We start from the raw sequence: 17,270 nt of genomic DNA on the forward strand, positions 1-17,270 counted from the left end.
GTTAAACCTCCAGCTCTACAATCTTTTTTGAAATCAGCCAGGCCAGGGCGTAGCCTCCCAAACACAGCGTCATGACAATTGTGCCAAGGATTGTTTCGTACATTGGTCTTAAAAGATCGGGAGACGTCTGATTGATATAAACGATTATCAGCAGAGGGATCAGGTTCATCAGAGTCTGCTCCAGTTTTTTTGCTCCCAGCAGTGTCTGGATTTCTTTCTGGGTTTCCAGCTTTTCACTGATTGTGTCTGCCGATGACCGGATTATTCTGTTGAAATCACCTCCTCCCCGCTTGGCAATCTGCATCACAGAGGTAAAGATCCTGATATCCTCCAGACCTGTCCGTTCGGCAAAATCCGAAAAAGCCTTTTCAACAGGAACGCTGAGTTTCAGCTGTCTTGACATTGTTTCCATTTCCTTGGCAATGATGGATTCCTTCCCATGCAGAAGAATCATTTCCCCGTATGCCTCCTCCAATGCATTTTCGAGTGAATACCCGGCACTCATGGCGGAGGCCATTGACAATATGCAGTCTCGAAACTGCAAATTCAGAATGAACCGGATCTTCTTCTCCATATCTCTTTCCCGGAGCCGGATAATCAACAGGACCACCGGACTCAGGAATAGAAGCGCCTTAACGCTGTGGTAGAATATATAGGCAAGAAGTGCTGTCAGTCCGACTCCTGTCAGACATGCCTGCATATAATTTTTGTCTGACATCCGATAAATGGATTTTTTTCTGTTAAGTAAAGCTTTCATACCCCGCTCCCTCCAGTTTCTTTCTGTTAATTAGTTTGTTCTCCGTCCGTACAAGACTCCCCCCCTGCTCCTCCCGATATCCGAATAACGGGTTCAGGATTATTCTCCCTTCCTGATAATCCACTACCTCCACAACCTCCAGCACCCTTCTTGAACGGTCGCGAAGCCGCCCCATATGCACGATAATATCCAGTCCGGCTGCAATCTGTCCCTTAATAGCTGCAAGGGAAATCTCCATGCCCATAAGCACCATTACCTCCAACCTGGAAAGCAGGTCCTTGGGGCTGTTGGCATGCCCCGTGCTGAGGCTTCCGTCATGGCCCGTGTTCATAGCCTGCAGCATATCGATTGCCTCGGCTCCGCGCACCTCGCCCACCACTATCCTGTCCGGCTGCATGCGCAGGGCTGTTTTTATAAGATTTCTTATGGTTATCTCATTCTCCCCTTCCGTATTGGCCTGTCTGGCTTCCAGGCGCACCAGATTCTCAATTCCAGTCAGCTGCAATTCCGCCGAATCTTCAATAGTGATTACCCTTTCATCCTTCGGAATGGAATCAGAAAGGACATTGAGGAAGGTTGTCTTTCCGCTTCCCGTCCCACCGCTGACAAAAATGTTATACCCGCTTTTCACCAGCACGTCCAGGTATTCACCGGCTTCCTGTGTGATGGTTCTGTTCCGGACAAGCTGCTCCATCTCCATTTTCTTATCTGGGAATTTCCGTATGCTTATCGCCGGTCCTTCTATAGCTACCGGGTCCAACACTACATTGACCCGGGATCCGTCCTCCAGTCTTGTGTCCGCAATGGGGGAATACTCATTGACCCTACGATTGCTTCTGGCAACAATCTGCTGGATGATGTCCGCCAGCCTTTCCCGGGAAGAAAATTTCCCTTCAAATCTTGTTATCTTCCCGCCTTTATCAACAAAAATCTTATCCGGTCCATTCACCATGATGTCTGTAATAAGAGGATCTTCCAGCAAATCCTGGAGAATGCCGTATCCGCGTATGGAATCGTAAACTTCCTTCCTCAGCTTCAGCTTGCCCGTCAGCGGCAGGTATCGGTTTTCTTCATCCTGCAGAATGATTCTGTCTATGATTTCTTCTATCTCCCCTTCATCCGGCTCTTTGGACATATCCATTTCCATCAGTGCCTTCTGCCGGAGTCTTAATACCTTGTCCATAGTTCTTCTCCTTCCTCTGCCATATCTTTTACATAGCCGGCAAAGGGGCTCAACAGCAGGCTCTCTATGTAATGGTTTCCCGTGTGCAGGAAATAGCCTCCCGGAATTTCCATCTGTTTTGTTTTCAGAAGGAGTTCCTCCTTCCCGATGTTTTTCACATACTCCTGGAACTCCTGAACCCTGGCCCTGGCCAGTTCATTCCTCTTAACCGGCATATAGATCATGCGGCACATTTCCAGCAGGGGGATCACATCTCCCACCATATTGCTCAGATCAAGCACAATGATTTCATAGCCGGAAACCTCGGCAATGCGGCAAATGAAGTCGCGCCATTCCTCAGGCTCCAGATTCCTCAGGTCGCGGCAATATCGAATAGGCGGTATAATGTCAATGTCATGCCGGGTAAGGATGGTGGAAAATAATTTTGCAGATAGTTTTTCATGGGATTGTTTGTAGAAATAAAACAGATCAGAAATATCGTTGGAAAATTCAGAAGATAATAATTTGGATAATCCGGAATAATCTTCCAGATTGATGTACAGAGCTGTACCGTTCTTTGAATACATATGGGTCAATGAAAGGGCGAAGGAAGTTTTTCCGCAGCCGTTTACCGGCGAATACACCCCTAAGATTTTGGCCCCTCCACCCTCCTTTCGGTTGAAGAAATCCCGTTCCTCCGGTAATGGGCATAATTCCAGCACTTCTTTTATCAGCTGGTCCGCAGGCTGGTACTTGTATACACCCGGGTATGGGAATTTCATTTCCATTTCCGCGCATTCCTTTAACAGGATGAATCTGGCCGTCATACCCTCCGCCTCTATAAAAGGCAGACTTTCCTCATTAATGAGGAGAATTTCAACTTCTTTTTCATGGCAGAAACGTCGGAATTCCTCCACATCTGTGAATCCCCTTATGTCGAAAATGTTGCCGGCCATGTCAATTAAAAAACTGACAAGACGAAGGGAATAGGATTCCTCCATGTCAAATACCACAAAGAGTCTCTTCTTCAAGAAACCACTCCTTTGTATTAAATTTTAAAGTATTGGGGAAGTAAATGATAAAACAAGAATTTAAGATATATGTGTATTATATAATACAGATTTGTCCATGTCCATATTTTTTTCAAAAAAAACAGAGGCATCTTATGATACCCCTGCATGCTGTTTAATTTACCCGGTTATAATTTATCAGACAACCAGAAAGAATGATTTCTCTTTCCTCTGATGTCATCTCTCCAAGACTCAGAGCGAATTCCTCCAGGGAATCCTTCACCACATATGCCTTGATGCTGTCTCTTTTATTTTCGATGGCATCGGCAATATCCGGCACAAATATGAAATCCCCGTTCTTGAACGGCAGCTCTTCTCCCTTAAATACAAAGGGAAGCATGCCCCAGTTGATAAGGTTGGATCTATAACGTTTTGTTGCATATTCCTGTGCAATATTCGCCCAGCCGCCCAGAACTTTCTGGCAGGAAGCAGCCTGCTCCCTTGCGGATCCATCACCCGGTTTCACCGCATAGATTGTGCTTCCAATTCCGGTATTCTCATAATCCATGTCCGGAAATACTTTGCGGATCGTTTCGTGTGCCTCTTTAAGTCCCTCAAGCTCCAGGGAAGGATCGTTTCCGGCCGTTCTTGCCTCTTCCGCCCCTTTTACTTCTTTTGCTTTTCCTACATAGGAAGGGTCTTTTCTGGACAGAGTATATTCAGCCAGGCCGAGAGGATTGGATCTGTAAGAAGATGTTTCTCCCGAGGGAATCAGCTCATCCGTTGTAGTGACGGGATCCTGGATTTCTGCCACTACCTTAAGCAGGATGTTCTTCGTGAGGGAATGCATGTTTGGCCAGTCTTTAATATTGGGGCCCATCTGGACCTCAACGGAAGTATCCGCATCGCCCTTGCTGTCAAATATCCTGTTCTTATATATCGTACTGTCAAAATAGTATTTTGGTTTTGTGAACTCGACATCGATATCCGTTGCCGGTATTAAATAGCCCTTATTTGCCGCCGTTGCTGCAATGGATCGGGCATCCATAAGTGCCACGGAGGAAATCTGGCCGTCCTGAAGCTTGGAGCCTTCTCTGTTCGGGAAATTTCTAGTCGTATGTCGGATACTCAGCGCATTATTGGCCGGAGTATCTCCAGCTCCAAAGCAGGGACCGCAGAATGCTGTTTTGACAACCGCACCGGCCGCCATCAGCGAAGCCACCGCTCCATTTTTCACAAGTTCCATATATATCGGCGTACTTGCCGGATACACGCTCAGAGTAAATTCATCCACTCCTGTGCTCTTTCCTTTCAATATGTCCGCCGCATCGCAGATGTTTTCAAATCCGCCACCCGCACAGCCGGCAATAATTCCCTGTTCCACATAGAGTCTTCCGTTATGGATCTTGTCCGTCAGGGAGAATTTTACCTGGTCTCCCAGATTGGCAATGGCTTTTTGTTCGCATTCGTGCAGAATATCGTAGAGATTGGCATTCAGCTCCTCGATAGTGTATGTATAGCTGGGGTGGAACGGCAGGGCAATCATTGGACGGATGGCGGAAAGATCCACATACACCATTCCATCATACCAGACTGTCTTCCCAGGCTTTAATTCCTTATATTCTTCAGGTCTTCTGTGGATTTCAAAATAATCCTTGATGGCTGTATCCGTTTCCCAGATTGAAGACAGGCAGGTGGTTTCTGTCGTCATGACGTCCACGCCCACGCGGAAATCCGCACTCAGGTTTTCAATTCCAGGTCCCACGAATTCCATGATTTTGTTCTTTACATATCCGTTGGCAAATACCGCTCCGATAATGGCAAGAGCAATGTCCTGCGGACCTACGCCTTTTGCAGGCTTGCCGGTCAGATAGATTCCGATGACCTGGGGTCTGTTGATATCATATGTCTGGGAAAGCAGCTGCTTAACCAGCTCCGGACCGCCTTCTCCCATGGCCATGGTTCCAAGGGCACCATATCTGGTATGGCTGTCGGAACCAAGAATCATCTTTCCGCATCCAGCCATCATTTCCCTTGCATACTGGTGGATGACCGCCTGGTGTGGAGGAACATATACTCCGCCGTATTTCTTTGCACTGGTCAGTCCAAACATGTGGTCATCTTCGTTGATGGTTCCGCCTACAGCGCACAGACTGTTGTGGCAGTTTGTGAGAACATATGGAATGGGGAATCTGTCCAGTCCCGAAGCTCTGGCCGTCTGGATAATGCCTACATATGTAATGTCATGGGATGTCAGCATATCAAATTTGATTTTCAGCTTCTCCATGTTGCCGGAAGTATTGTGTTCTTTCAAAATATCATAGGCGATTGAGTTTTTCGCCGCTTCTTCAGGATTCAGGTATGCACTGCCAAGAGTATTTTTTAACTCTTCCGCCGTCATTCCTTCTGTTTCAACTACATCCCGCCCATTAATTAAATATGCGGGGCCATTGCTTAACCTTACCATGTGATGATCCTCCAATTATTTGGTTTCGTATATATTTTGATTCATTATTCCTTAGTCTTTTTCTCTTTTCCCCTGTTTTCCCTGAATTTCTTGGGAGTCATTCCTACTATATTCTTGAATACCTTCGTATAGTAGCTCTGGTCTTCAAAGCCGCACGCATTGGCAATGTCGATAATGCTCGAATTATCCTGCAGCAGCATGGTCTTGCTTTTATCCACCCTTATTTTGTTTATGTAACCGGATATGCTCTGGCCAGTCTCCTTCTTGAAAATACTGCTGAGATAGGTCTTGCTCAGATATGCGCTTTCTGCAATCTCTTCCAATGTCATTCTCTTATAATAATTCATTTTGATGTATTCAATCGTCTTGTACACCACATCTGCATGCTTAATCTCAGCAAAATCAAAGGTTGCAGAAATGTAACGCAGTAAAAGGGATGTAATCCAAGAACTGAGTTCCTCAATCGTCTTGAATTCCTCCATATGGGACATGAAATTTTCATTCAGGTGAAAAATTTCATTTATATCCGCTCCGGCATCTACCGCCGATCTGGAGATGACAATCACCAGTTCGGCTATTCGGGGAAGAACTGCCTCCAGTTCGTAATTATTAGATATATAAATGTAAGCAAGAATCTGATTCAATAAAGCCTGGGAAGAATCCTTATCCTTGCTGGTCACGGCGTCTCTGAGACGCCTTTCGATTCCAATCGGATACGTGTAATATTCCCCGTCCGCCTGAATCCGGATACCCTCCATATACAGGGTGTTCAGGCACTTCTCTTGTTCATAGAAGTATTTTTCCATCCTGGAATTGGATGTCCCCGAAAGAAAAGAAGCGGCATCTTTGAGCAGTTCCGAAAGGCTTTGCACCATCTGGGGCGACCGGACCTTGAGGCCTGAAATCTTCTCATTCATACACATCTTCTGGTCCTCATATACCATATCTTCCTCTTCACCCATACGGATTGGGCCGGAAACGAGACCACCCAGAAGCTCTCCTGTCTCATCGGTGATGGAAGCGGCAACCAGAATAAGCCCTAAAGGACAGTGATAAATATAGGACCCGCTCCATCTGTATGCCTCATGACAGCCGTATAAAAGTATATTCAGGCTCCCGCATTTATCATCCATACAGTTCTCACAGAAAGTGCATACATTCTTGTCATTCAGGATTTTTTTTTCTTTATAATTTACCGGGGTGCAGTATTCTCCGGACACATTATAAAAATTTTCACTGCATTTAACAACCTTTTCTCTCAGCTTATCGTCCATTTTAACCTCTGCAGAATCCACCGGTTACATTTCTATTTAAATATTATGCCGTTTTTTTCGTCCATGCTCTTGATAATGGCAAGGGATTCCAGACGGATACCTTTTTCCCTGACACGCGCTCCGCCTTCCTGGAAGCCTTTTTCTATGACTATGGCCGCGCCCACCAGCTGGGCTCCCGCATCTTCTACAAGCTGCGCAAGACCCAGGAGGGCACTCCCTTCCGCCAGAAAGTCATCGATAATCAGGACTTTGTCCTCCGGCTTCAGGAAATCCTTAGAAACAATGATATCATAAACTTTGCCGTGGGTAAATGATTCCACTTTTGAAGTATAGACATCCCCAGCAATGTTTTTCGTTTTTGTTTTTTTTGCAAATACCACCGGCACACAGAACTGCTGGGCGGTCATACAGGCAATCCCGATTCCGGATGCCTCTATCGTAAGTATTTTGTTCACCTGGCAGTCCGAAAACCTTCTTTTGAGTTCTTTCCCGATTTCCTCAAAAAGCACAACATCCATCTGGTGGTTCAAAAAACTGTCAACCTTCAGAATATTGCCTTCTTTTACTATACCATCTTTTATTATCCTGTCCTTTAACAGCTGCATACTATTCCCTTTCCTGCCTTCAATTAATCCTCCATCTCCAACAGCCTTTTTGCCATCAGCACACCCATTACGGAAGCCATCATGAGCCCTCTTGTCCACCCGCTGGAGTCCCCAAGACAGTAAAGCCTCTTTACATTTGTATTGAAATTGGTATCCATCTTCACCCTGTTGCTGTAAAATTTCAGCTCCGGCGAGTAAAGGAGCGTTTCCCTGCTGGCAAATCCGGGCACGACCTGATCCACCGCCTGGATAAAATTGATTATGTTAACCATGGCCCTGTAGGGCATTGCCGCCGTTATGTCGCCCGCTATGGCGTCCGGAAGAGTTGGCCTCACGTTCGACTGGCTCAGTTCCTTGTCCCAGGTTCTCTTGCCGTCCAGTATATCTCCAAATCTCTGAACAAGGATGTGCCCGTTTGCCAGCATATTAGTAAGCTCCCCCACCTTCTGGGCGTACGCAATCGGCTGGTTGAATGGCTCGGTGAAGTTATGGGAGCATAATATGGCCAGATTGGTATTATCTGATTTTGTGTTTTTATAGGAATGACCGTTTACCACGGTAAGATCATTGTCATATTTTTCCTGGCTTACGAACCCTCCCGGGTTCTGGCAGAAGGTCCTGACTTTGTTCTTAAAAGGTTTGGGGTACCCGATTATTTTGGATTCATACAGAACTTCATTGATTTCTTCCATAATTTCATTTCTGACTTCCACCCGGACTCCGATATCGACCGTGCCCGGCTGATGCGCAATCTGATGTTCCTCGCATACCCTCTCCAGCCAATCCGCCCCTTTTCGGCCCGTCGCAATAATGATATGGTCACCCATGATTTCAACAGCTGGTTTTCTGCCATAAACATCCTCAACCACAACGCCCTTACAGGTGGCATTATCCAGCAGGATATTCTCACAATGGGAATCAAACATCATTTCAACACCCTCGTCCAACAGATAATTCTGGATTTCCGAATACAGGGCATGGGCTTTTTCCGTTCCCAGATGGCGGATCGGACAGTCCACCAGCTTCAGGCCGGACTGGATAACCCTTTTGCGGATTTCCTTAAGCCTGTCATCATGTCCGACACCCTCGATCTTATCATCGGCTCCAAACTCCAGATAGATCTTGTCTGTATAATCGATCGTCTCCTGAGCCAGTTCGTGTCCGATCAGGGTTGGAAGATCTCCTCCCACCTCGCTGCAGAGGGATAATTTGCCGTCCGAAAAAGCACCGGCTCCGGAAAACCCTGTGGTAATGTGGCAGTACGGTTTACAGTTCACACATTCCCCGGTCAGAGACTTTGGACACCGTCTTTTTTCCAGCGGTTTTCCTTTTTCTATAATCAATATCTTCTTTTTTGGACCTTTTCTAACCATTTCAAGGGCTGTAAATATCCCTGACGGTCCGGCTCCGACTATGATGATATCATACTTCATGCAATCACCTTCCTTAATCATTTGCTAGCTTAATTCTACTTTGAATTATGATTTTTTTCAATCTATTCTTACTTATTCAAAAAACCTGCCATGAACAGGGTATGATTGCGAAGATTTTTGTCCAGTTCAGGATTTTTTTCCTCTTCTTTCAGGGTATTATTGTATTCCTGGATCCGGTCAATCAGCATATAGGATTTTACTATAAGGCTGTTGGTCCTGTGCTGCACATCCCCAGGCGCAAGTTCAGATGAATATATTTCTGTCATCTGCTGCCGAATTTTTTCCAGAAGCTTCTGCATATACCCCATTTCATTTTTAACACGGATTGGAAAAACATATTTATTGGCCAGGAAAGCGATCCCCGCCCCCACCAAGGTGTATCCAATCCGCTGAAGCATCATCAGTGGCACGCTGGGCTCCAGAAGATTCAGCGACAGAGCTGATCCGGTGATGTAGGTGACCATAAATGCATAGCTATCTACACAGTAAATCAAAAAATTGAAAATGGTCATCAGAACGACCCGCGCCCAAAAAGATTTGAATATCGCAAACAATATCATACAGATGATGATTCCGGCCAGGGATCCCCTGACCCTCTGAATAATCCGCTTCATCGTATTTTCGTATATCGGAATCATCATAAAGAACACGGAAATTGCCATCCAATAACTGTTATACTCCGGTACCAGATACCCGAATACCAGGCATGGAGTGACGATCAATACCTGGCGCAGGGCGAAGCGAAACCGAAATCTCCTGACGTCCGGCTTGGCCTCCCTCAATTTCAGCTTACGGATATCTGTTGTAACCGTATCGTCTTCCAGAGCGGCTTCATATTCTGCGACCAGTTTTCTTATCCCCTGCGCATCGCCCTGCTGGGCGAGATATTGAGCGGTCTGAAAACAGACAAGAAATCTGCAATACCGGTTTGCATCCGGCTGGAATTTCAAGGCCGCCCGATTATCCGAATAAATTTCGTAGCTCATTTTTCGGTTCAGGCTGCAGATATCTTTCTGCAGATTATCTTTCTTGTCCTGGTTTCTTTCCTCCACCGCATCTGCCAGGTCATAGCTCAAGGATAACCCTTCTCTCGCATACTCTTCAAGTATGCAGGTCTTTTTTCTTCTCTGGGTGATTTCAATGAACAAAAAAATAATCACAAAGGAAACGAACAGAGCCATCCACCTGGTCAGGATTTCTGTTCCCCTTGCGGGAGAAATCTGAAAGAAGATTAATGCCATCCCTGCCGGAAAATAATTGTTGGGATTATATTCGTCAATGATGTAGTTGGCAATCATGAAAAGCGCTGCGGCATTCATAACAATATTTAGTCCGAGGTTCAGAAGCGCCAGCCAGGCAATCAGCGCCATACCCGCATATATAAGAAAAGTTTTTATCATGCATCCATAATGATGGCGCATATTGCGGAAACGGAGATAGGAGAGGGTTGCAAATGGCCCTATCAGGGTGTTTTCTATTCCGAACAAAAAATAGTTCACAAAAAAAATAATCGTTATCACTAACGTCGGTGCCCATGCCCTCTTGAAATATTTTTTTAAGATTGAAAGACTCATGCATTTCACCCCCTTTATCGCTATATTAGATTACCATATTGTCTAATCACAATCAATTTATTCTTGACTGCGAATTTTCTATCTGATATAATCCACTAAACCGATGAAGCGGAGATAACGGTATAAAAGTGCTTACAGAGAGTGGGAATTGCTGGAACCCTGCAGATTACTTTATATCAAATGGACCGCAGAGGGCGAGAGGAAAAGCCGTCTGGCTTAGTATTTTAGACGTCCGCCGGCGTTAACGGCAGAGAATGTATAGGCATTTTCGTAAAAGTGGGTTCTGTCACAGAACCAAAAAAGGTGGTACCGCAGATATTCAGTCTGTCCTTTAGAGGACAGGCTTATTTTATTTTTCACCGGCAGACAACTGCTGACAAATCCAAGGAGGAAGCAATAATGAAGAAAAAAGGAATGAAGCTTATCGCATTGGTTTTATCATGTATTCTGGCAGCATTTTCCATTACGGCATGCGGAGGATCCGACAGCGGCAGCGAAACTACCACGGAGGATGGCAGCCAGAAAGTCTATAAGGTGGGCATCATCCTGCCCATGGACCACCGTTCCCTGAACCAGATATCCGATGCCATAGCAACGCAGCTGGAAGCGGAACTGGGGGACAATGTTGAAATCATAGTCAAAAATGCAAACAACGACACCTCCCTGCTGAACAGCATCATGCAGGAACTTGTTTCGGAGGATGTGGATATCCTGATACCGATTGCAACCGGCACCGCCCAAATAGCCGCTACGACTACCTCCGATATCCCTATCGTATTTTCGGCCGTCAGCTCACCGGTTGAAGCAGGTCTTGTAACTTCCCTGAACGAGACAACCGGCAATATCACAGGTGTTTCTGATAACATTCCTGTAGAAGATATTATCGACCTGGCTCTCTACCTGGATCCGGGCATCAAGACCTTTGGACTTCTGTATACCTCCTCTGAGGTGAACTCCAGCGTTAAAATGGAGAAGGCAAAAGCTTATCTAAACGGCCTTGGAATCGCTTATAAAGAAGGAACAATTACAAACACTTCCGAACTCCAGCAGGTTGCAAGCTCCCTTGCTTCTGAGGTAGATGCTTTCTTTACCAATGATGACAATACGGTTGCTTCCGCCATGCCAACATATGTAGATGTAGCCAATAAGGCCGGAATTCCCATTTTTGTAGGGGCAGATTCCATGGTAATCGACGGCGGAACCGCTACAGTAGGCATCGATTATACACTTCTCGGAAAACAGACTGCCGATATGGCAATTCGTATCCTGAAGGGAAGCCCGATATCCGACAATCCGGTTGAATCCATCTCTGAATATTCCAAGGTCATAAATACCACCGAGGCTGAACTTCTCGGAATTGAACTGACCGATGAAATTAAAAATACTTTTGTTTTGGTAGGAAGTGAAAACTAATGTCTCTATTGATTATCGGTTCCATACAATTGGGACTCATATACGGTCTTCTTGGGATGGGGCTCTATGTCCCGTTCCGTGTTTTGGATATATCAGATATGACTACCCAGGGTTCATTTACCCTGGGTATGGTTGTTGCAGGAGTTCTGACAGTGGCCGGTTATCCCGTGGCCGGTTTGTTTGCGGCTATGCTTTGCGGTGCGATTTCAGGACTGATTACCGGTGTTCTGCATACTAAGTTCAGGATTTCTGCCATACTTGCCGGTATTCTCACCATGACTGGCCTTTATACTGTTAATCTTTATGTCATGAGTGGAAAGGCAAATATTTCCCTGATTGGAAAAAGCACCATATTCACCGATTTTTACGGCATTATTGGAAATGAGCTCATATCTGAAACCTCTCTCCTGGCAATCATAGCCGCTGTTACCATCCTGATTGTGGCTGTGTTTTTCAAAACCAGGCTGGGTATTGCCATACGGGCCACAGGGGATAATGATGACATGGTCCGGAATTCCTCTATTAATTCAGACAGGACAAAATGTATCGGACTTGCCATAGGCAATGCTCTTACTGCTCTGTCAGGAGCGCTGCTCTGTCACTATAATCTATTTGCGGACGTAAACTCAGGCACTGGTGTTCTTGTTGTGGGACTTGCGTCTATTATCATTGGCGAAACGCTGTTCCGAAAAAACGGTGTAACAAGAGGTCTCATTATTACTGTTCTGGGTTCCATCGTATATCGCCTGATCATAGCTCTGGCGCTGAAGGTCAACCTGCTTCCCTCCTTTGCCCTGAACCTGATTTCAACCCTTATCGTAATCGTTGCATTGGGATTCCCGACATTTCGTGGGATGATGAACCGATACGCAAAAAAAAGGAGGGTCTCGAAAAATGGGTAAAGTGATTTTAGAAGTCAAAAATATATGCAAGACATTTTTAAAGGATACTCCTAATGAAAAAATTTCCCTGGATCATATGTCCCTTACCCTCGAAGAAGGGGATTTCGTTACCATTATTGGCTCAAACGGGGCTGGAAAAAGCACCCTGTTCAATGCCATCAGCGGAACGATCGACATAGATGAGGGAAGCATACTCCTGGACGGAAAAGATATTACATTTATGAAAGATTATAAGAGGGCCTACGAAATATCGCGGATATTTCAGGATCCCATGAAGGGCACAGCCCCCAATATGACCATTGCGGAAAACCTGGCTCTGGCATATACCAGAAAGGCTGGCAAATCTATTTTTCCATTGAACCGGAAGGATATGGCTTACTTTTATGAAATTTTGAATATGTTAGATATGGGGCTGGAGAACCGTTTGAATACAAAGATGGGAGTTTTGTCCGGTGGGCAGAGACAGGCGGTTTCCCTCCTGATGACCGTCATCTCTGAACCGAAGCTTCTGCTTCTGGATGAGCACACGGCAGCCCTGGATCCGGCAATCTCCAAGAAGATTTTGGAGCTGACGAACTATTTTGTAGATAAATATCACATAACAACCCTTATGATTACTCATTCTGTCAAGGATGCCCTGGAAAATGGAAACCGGATGATAGCCCTTGCCAACGGGAGGATTAAACAGGAATTCAGTGCAGAAGAGAAAAAGCTTCTGGATCCCCTCCAGCTGGCAGGAATGTACGAATAAAAGAAGGTTCTGGCTAAAGCCTGCTGATAAACTCAGCGGCTTCCTGCCAGGCTTTTTTTGATTCTGGAATAAATTTTAATGCCATTTGAAATACATGAAACATTCCTTCATACACGCTCAGGCAAACATCCACACCTTGATTTTTGGCTTTGGCTGCAATGGTAAGGGTATCGCTGAGCAGCATTTCTTCCGTTCCCACCTGCATCAGCATCGGAGGAAATCCCGAAAAGTCACCAAACACCGGTGAAATATACGGATTTTTAGGGTCCTCATCTCCGATATATTCACTGTTGAACACAATACTATCCCTGGTATTGCCAAAGACCGGGTCAACTTCGAAATTTTCAGAATAGGATTGCCCGGAGGCAGTCAAATCTGCCCATGCCGACATCGTCAGGACTCCGGCCGGCCGGAGTCCCACATGATCCCTCAGGTACATACATGTTGCCATTGCCAATCCACCCCCTGCAGAATCCCCTGCTAGGATAATTTGTTCATCCAGAAATCCTTTGTCTTTCAGCCAGAAATACGCAGTAACGGCGTCCTCCAGGGCGGCTGGATAAGGGTTATCTGGAGCGACTCTGTAGTCAATGCTGAGGACACTTACCGCTTTCCCGGTTTTAGCATATATTTCTGCGAACTTCCTGTAAATATTGGTCAGCGTCCCGACGTATCCTCCACCATGAAGCTGCAGGATAACCTTCTCAAATCCCTCTTCCTCCGCCTCAAGATACTCCATATAAAAGTTTTTTAATTTGATCCCCGTCAGTCTGAATCCCTCCGGTACCCGGTAGTCCGGCTCCGTTTCCTTCATCTTTTTTCTGAAGGTTCCATCCTTTAATTTTTTCCCAAGTAAATTATCAGAACGGATTTGACGGATCAGTTCCCGGACAAATCTGCCCTGTATACTCGATTCATGATATTTCATCTGGCACCCTTTCCAATATAAATCAGACTCGGAAACGTCTTTTGATTTCAGTTTTTGCCGGTTTATCACCGATAATGAGCGTTCCCGTGAATAATGCCACTGAAGCAGCAAAGGCAATCAAGGAGAAAAACAATTGGTCCGAAACTTTCGTCAGGGCTAGTATCAGAAGAATCAAACTCGTCACCAGAGAAAATATCTGTAAGAGTATATACCCTGGCCAGTTTGCCCGGTTCACAATCATCAAAACAATAATGGCCAGATTCAGCAGCAGAACAATAAAGGGAATTGCAAAGCTCAGAGCCCATCCACTGTAGCCTATTGCGAAGTCAATTATCAGCACCAAAAGAATACAGGCAACCGTCTGGATAAAAATGGTAATGGTATGCTTTGTATTATTCTGTATGACTGTTTTTAAGGTGATCAGGCTGTAAACGACCGCTCCTGCGGAAATCACAGACCAAAATATTCCGGAAAAGGTAATATAATTAATCACCGCCATTGCAACTATGCCTATAATTGCCATAAAATAATATATCCTGTACAAAACATTGAACTTACGGACTTTGCTCCGAATGTCCGGATATGCCTGTTCCCTGTCTTCTTCCTGGGACGCCCCATGTTCCAGTACACTGCTGCACAGCGGACATATCAGAGAATTATCCAGAACTTCAACATTACATTTTCTGCATCTATTCATAATAGACCCCATTACTTTCTATTGAGACATTGATCCCCTTTTCTGATATCTTTCTAAAAAAAGTTTTCTGTATGGACGTCCCGGACAGATAGGAGCTAAAGGAAAAGGCCAGCGTTTCATTGTATGAACATACCGCGCACTTTAGGTTCTGCCTGGCTGAAACGGATAGAATCACATGGAATTTTTCTATGAAACCTTCATATTCATCTCGTATATCCACCGAGCCCATATTGGTGAGGGTTGCCGTGTTTGCTCTGGCTGATGCTCGGAAGACCGCCTTTATCGCAATATTCTTTATGAAAAGAGGTACAGCCCTGACAATGATCCGCTTTTCATTGGCCACATTATAAGAAAAGAGCTTCTCCAGATTCTCCTTATTCGTCTGGGATTTCAGGTCCGCCGCAACTTCCATCATGACCTCTTCATAGGTATAATTTTCTTTTCCCGGCTTAAATGAAGCAGAAAGAACGGCAAAGAAATTTCTGGTCGTGATGGAGTCGAAATAAGGACGCAGGTTTACCGGCACGCAAATGTTAATTGCTTTCTCGGACGGGCTCTCATGAAGGGCTTCCTTGTACACGCTCCATATCAGCGTTCCCACCAAAAACTGGTTGATACTCACTCCCATTTTTTTGCATTCTTCTTTGAGCTGCGGAATATTTATGTAGCCATGAAACACTCCCATCTCCATAGGGTTCAGTTTTTCGTCCTTTATTATGAATGCTTTTTCTGTTTTATACTGTTTCTGCGCACTTTTTTTATAATTCTTGAGGTAGCTGTCCTCGTCATCCAGAGATGTGTCACTGCACAACGTATCTGATACAGTATCCACCAGCTCGGGGTGGCTCAGGCGCAGATACTGGTATGTCAGCTCTTTCAGGAAATTAAAGCCTCCCATTCCATCTGTCAGTACATGAAAAACCTCAAGGTTAATCCTGTTTTTATAATATGTCACCCGGAACATATAGTGATTGTTGGAATTTGAATCGATGTAGCGGCAGGGAAAATCTACTTCTTCCGCGACTTTTGGCGCATCCTTATGGTTAGTCTCAAAATAATACCAGAATATCCCTCTTCTCAGACGAACCCTGAATACATTAAACCATGGCAGTATTTCATCCAGTGCCGTCTGCAAAAGCTCAGGATTTATTTCTTCTTTCAGTGTAACTGAAAGCCTGTATACATTGGCCATACTCTCATTTGTTATCACCGGAAAAATGTTGGCCGTATTATCCAGTTTATACCATTTTGTTTCCTTATGCCTTTTTCTGACTTTTTTCCGCATAATCCATATCCCCCGGACATCCCCTATAGTTTTTTCAGATATGCAAAAAAGCCGCACCTATACAATTGTAGGTACGGCTTTTGTAAAGATGTAGTGAGCCATCGGAGATTCGAACCCCGGACAACTTGATTAAAAGTCAAGTGCTCTACCGACTGAGCTAATGGCCCTCATTCAAAATGCCCAGAACCGGAATCGAACCAGTGACACGAGGATTTTCAGTCCTCTGCTCTACCGACTGAGCTATCTGGGCACATCTAAACCTGTCTTTACGCTACAAAAGAATTACCAAGTAATCCTTCTTTCGTAGCTTATCAAGTTTGAGTTGCGGGGACAGGATTTGAACCTATGACCTTCGGGTTATGAGCCCGACGAGCTTCCAGACTGCTCCACCCCGCGATATTCTTTTTTTTTTGTAAAAATGGATGGAGAAGGATTCGAACCTTCGAAGACGCAGTCAACAGATTTACAGTCTGCCCCCTTTAGCCACTCGGGAATCCATCCATGGTATTTATATATTCTAAATGGGACCTACAGGGCTCGAACCTGTGACCCTCTGCTTGTAAGGCAGATGCTCTCCCAGCTGAGCTAAGATCCCATGCTTGCTTTCCATATTCACTTACGGTCCTGTCCTGGGTAAAACGACCCGAATGGGACTCGAACCCACGACCTCCGCCGTGACAGGGCGGCGCTCTAACCAACTGAGCCATCGGGCCACATATATATGCTGCACCTTCAAAACTGCACACAGAAGAAACTCAGACATCCGCCTATGACCTCTTGGTCAAGCCCTCGACCTATTAGTATCAGTCAGCTGAATACATTGCTGTACTTACACCCCTGACCTATCAACCTCGTCGTCTTCAAGGGGTCTTACTGGCTTGTGCCATGGGATATCTCATCTTGAGGGGGGCTTCACGCTTAGATGCCTTCAGCGTTTATCCCGTCCCGACTTGGCTACTCTGCCATGCCTTTGGCAAGACAGCAGATGCACCAGAGGTCAGTCCATCCCGGT

14 protein-coding genes, 6 tRNA genes and 1 rRNA gene are annotated in these 17,270 nt (G+C 45.4%); 3 read left to right on the forward strand and 18 right to left on the reverse strand.

The window, feature by feature from the left end; translation table 11 throughout:
- Position 1: 1 nt before the first annotated feature.
- The 8 genes from BUA79_RS09690 to BUA79_RS09725 form a co-directional block, all read right to left on the reverse strand.
- Positions 2–757, reverse strand: a complete 756-nt coding sequence (locus BUA79_RS09690) for a type II secretion system F family protein (RefSeq protein WP_094757414.1) — start codon at positions 755–757, stop codon at positions 2–4.
- Positions 741–1,940 carry a TadA family conjugal transfer-associated ATPase gene (locus BUA79_RS09695; protein WP_073994230.1) on the reverse strand — a complete coding sequence of 400 codons (1,200 nt, stop codon included), beginning with the start codon at positions 1,938–1,940 and terminating at the stop codon, positions 741–743. Before BUA79_RS09695 ends, BUA79_RS09690 begins: the two co-directional genes overlap by 17 nt.
- Positions 1,925–2,950 (reverse strand): P-loop NTPase family protein, encoded by a 1,026-nt coding sequence (locus BUA79_RS09700; RefSeq protein ID WP_073994231.1) that lies wholly within the window; start codon positions 2,948–2,950, stop codon positions 1,925–1,927. Before BUA79_RS09700 ends, BUA79_RS09695 begins: the two co-directional genes overlap by 16 nt.
- A gap of 154 nt (positions 2,951–3,104) precedes the next feature.
- Entirely contained in the window at positions 3,105–5,396 is a 2,292-nt protein-coding gene (locus BUA79_RS09705) for a hydratase (RefSeq protein WP_073994232.1), read from the reverse strand.
- A gap of 44 nt (positions 5,397–5,440) precedes the next feature.
- Complete coding sequence (locus BUA79_RS09710) at positions 5,441–6,670, reverse strand: AraC family transcriptional regulator (protein WP_073994233.1); 1,230 nt, start codon at positions 6,668–6,670, stop codon at positions 5,441–5,443.
- A gap of 32 nt (positions 6,671–6,702) precedes the next feature.
- Positions 6,703–7,275: a xanthine phosphoribosyltransferase gene (locus tag BUA79_RS09715; protein ID WP_073994234.1), complete on the reverse strand. Its 573-nt coding sequence runs from the start codon at positions 7,273–7,275 to the stop codon at positions 6,703–6,705.
- A 23-nt stretch (positions 7,276–7,298) separates the two neighbouring features.
- On the reverse strand, positions 7,299–8,708 hold the full coding sequence (locus BUA79_RS09720; protein WP_073994235.1) for an NAD(P)/FAD-dependent oxidoreductase: 1,410 nt from the start codon (positions 8,706–8,708) through the stop codon (positions 7,299–7,301).
- Positions 8,709–8,776: 68 nt separating this feature from the next.
- Positions 8,777–10,282 carry an FUSC family protein gene (locus BUA79_RS09725; RefSeq protein ID WP_073994236.1) on the reverse strand — a complete coding sequence of 502 codons (1,506 nt, stop codon included), beginning with the start codon at positions 10,280–10,282 and terminating at the stop codon, positions 8,777–8,779.
- Positions 10,283–10,681: 399 nt separating this feature from the next.
- Here BUA79_RS09725 and BUA79_RS09730 point away from each other — a divergent pair, with 399 nt between their 5' ends.
- Genes BUA79_RS09730 through BUA79_RS09740 form a run of 3 tightly spaced genes read left to right on the forward strand, consistent with a single transcriptional unit; the run spans position 10,682 to position 13,348 of the window.
- The gene (locus tag BUA79_RS09730) at positions 10,682–11,695 is read left to right on the forward strand and encodes an ABC transporter substrate-binding protein (protein ID WP_094757415.1); all 1,014 of its coding nucleotides are present in this window, start codon (positions 10,682–10,684) and stop codon (positions 11,693–11,695) included.
- Positions 11,695–12,597 (forward strand): ABC transporter permease, encoded by a 903-nt coding sequence (locus BUA79_RS09735; RefSeq protein WP_073994237.1) that lies wholly within the window; start codon positions 11,695–11,697, stop codon positions 12,595–12,597. Before BUA79_RS09730 ends, BUA79_RS09735 begins: the two co-directional genes overlap by 1 nt.
- Positions 12,590–13,348, forward strand: a complete 759-nt coding sequence (locus BUA79_RS09740; RefSeq protein ID WP_242941680.1) for an ABC transporter ATP-binding protein — start codon at positions 12,590–12,592, stop codon at positions 13,346–13,348. The genes BUA79_RS09735 and BUA79_RS09740 overlap by 8 nt, the downstream gene beginning before the upstream one ends.
- Before the next feature lie 13 nt (positions 13,349–13,361).
- Here the strand turns inward: BUA79_RS09740 and BUA79_RS09745 are convergent, their stop codons facing one another.
- From BUA79_RS09745 to BUA79_RS09790, 10 genes are all read right to left on the reverse strand, one after another.
- Entirely contained in the window at positions 13,362–14,276 is a 915-nt protein-coding gene (locus BUA79_RS09745; protein ID WP_073994238.1) for an alpha/beta hydrolase, read from the reverse strand.
- Positions 14,277–14,298: 22 nt separating this feature from the next.
- Positions 14,299–14,973: a DUF6320 domain-containing protein gene (locus BUA79_RS09750; RefSeq protein WP_073994239.1), complete on the reverse strand. Its 675-nt coding sequence runs from the start codon at positions 14,971–14,973 to the stop codon at positions 14,299–14,301.
- On the reverse strand, positions 14,966–16,258 hold the full coding sequence (locus tag BUA79_RS09755) for a hypothetical protein (RefSeq protein WP_073994240.1): 1,293 nt from the start codon (positions 16,256–16,258) through the stop codon (positions 14,966–14,968). Before BUA79_RS09755 ends, BUA79_RS09750 begins: the two co-directional genes overlap by 8 nt.
- 94 nt (positions 16,259–16,352) lie before the next feature.
- Positions 16,353–16,425, reverse strand: a tRNA-Lys gene (locus BUA79_RS09760).
- A 10-nt stretch (positions 16,426–16,435) separates the two neighbouring features.
- Positions 16,436–16,508 (reverse strand) — tRNA-Phe (locus tag BUA79_RS09765).
- Positions 16,509–16,580: 72 nt separating this feature from the next.
- Positions 16,581–16,654, reverse strand: a tRNA-Met gene (locus BUA79_RS09770).
- A 23-nt stretch (positions 16,655–16,677) separates the two neighbouring features.
- A tRNA-Tyr gene (locus BUA79_RS09775) sits at positions 16,678–16,759 on the reverse strand.
- A gap of 21 nt (positions 16,760–16,780) precedes the next feature.
- A tRNA-Val gene (locus tag BUA79_RS09780) sits at positions 16,781–16,853 on the reverse strand.
- A gap of 44 nt (positions 16,854–16,897) precedes the next feature.
- Positions 16,898–16,971 (reverse strand) — tRNA-Asp (locus tag BUA79_RS09785).
- 64 nt (positions 16,972–17,035) lie between these two features.
- Positions 17,036–17,270 (reverse strand): 23S ribosomal RNA (locus tag BUA79_RS09790); the annotation flags it as partial.

The sequence above is a fragment of the Parasporobacterium paucivorans DSM 15970 genome, assembly GCF_900141895.1.
GTDB lineage: Bacteria > Bacillota > Clostridia > Lachnospirales > Lachnospiraceae > Parasporobacterium > Parasporobacterium paucivorans.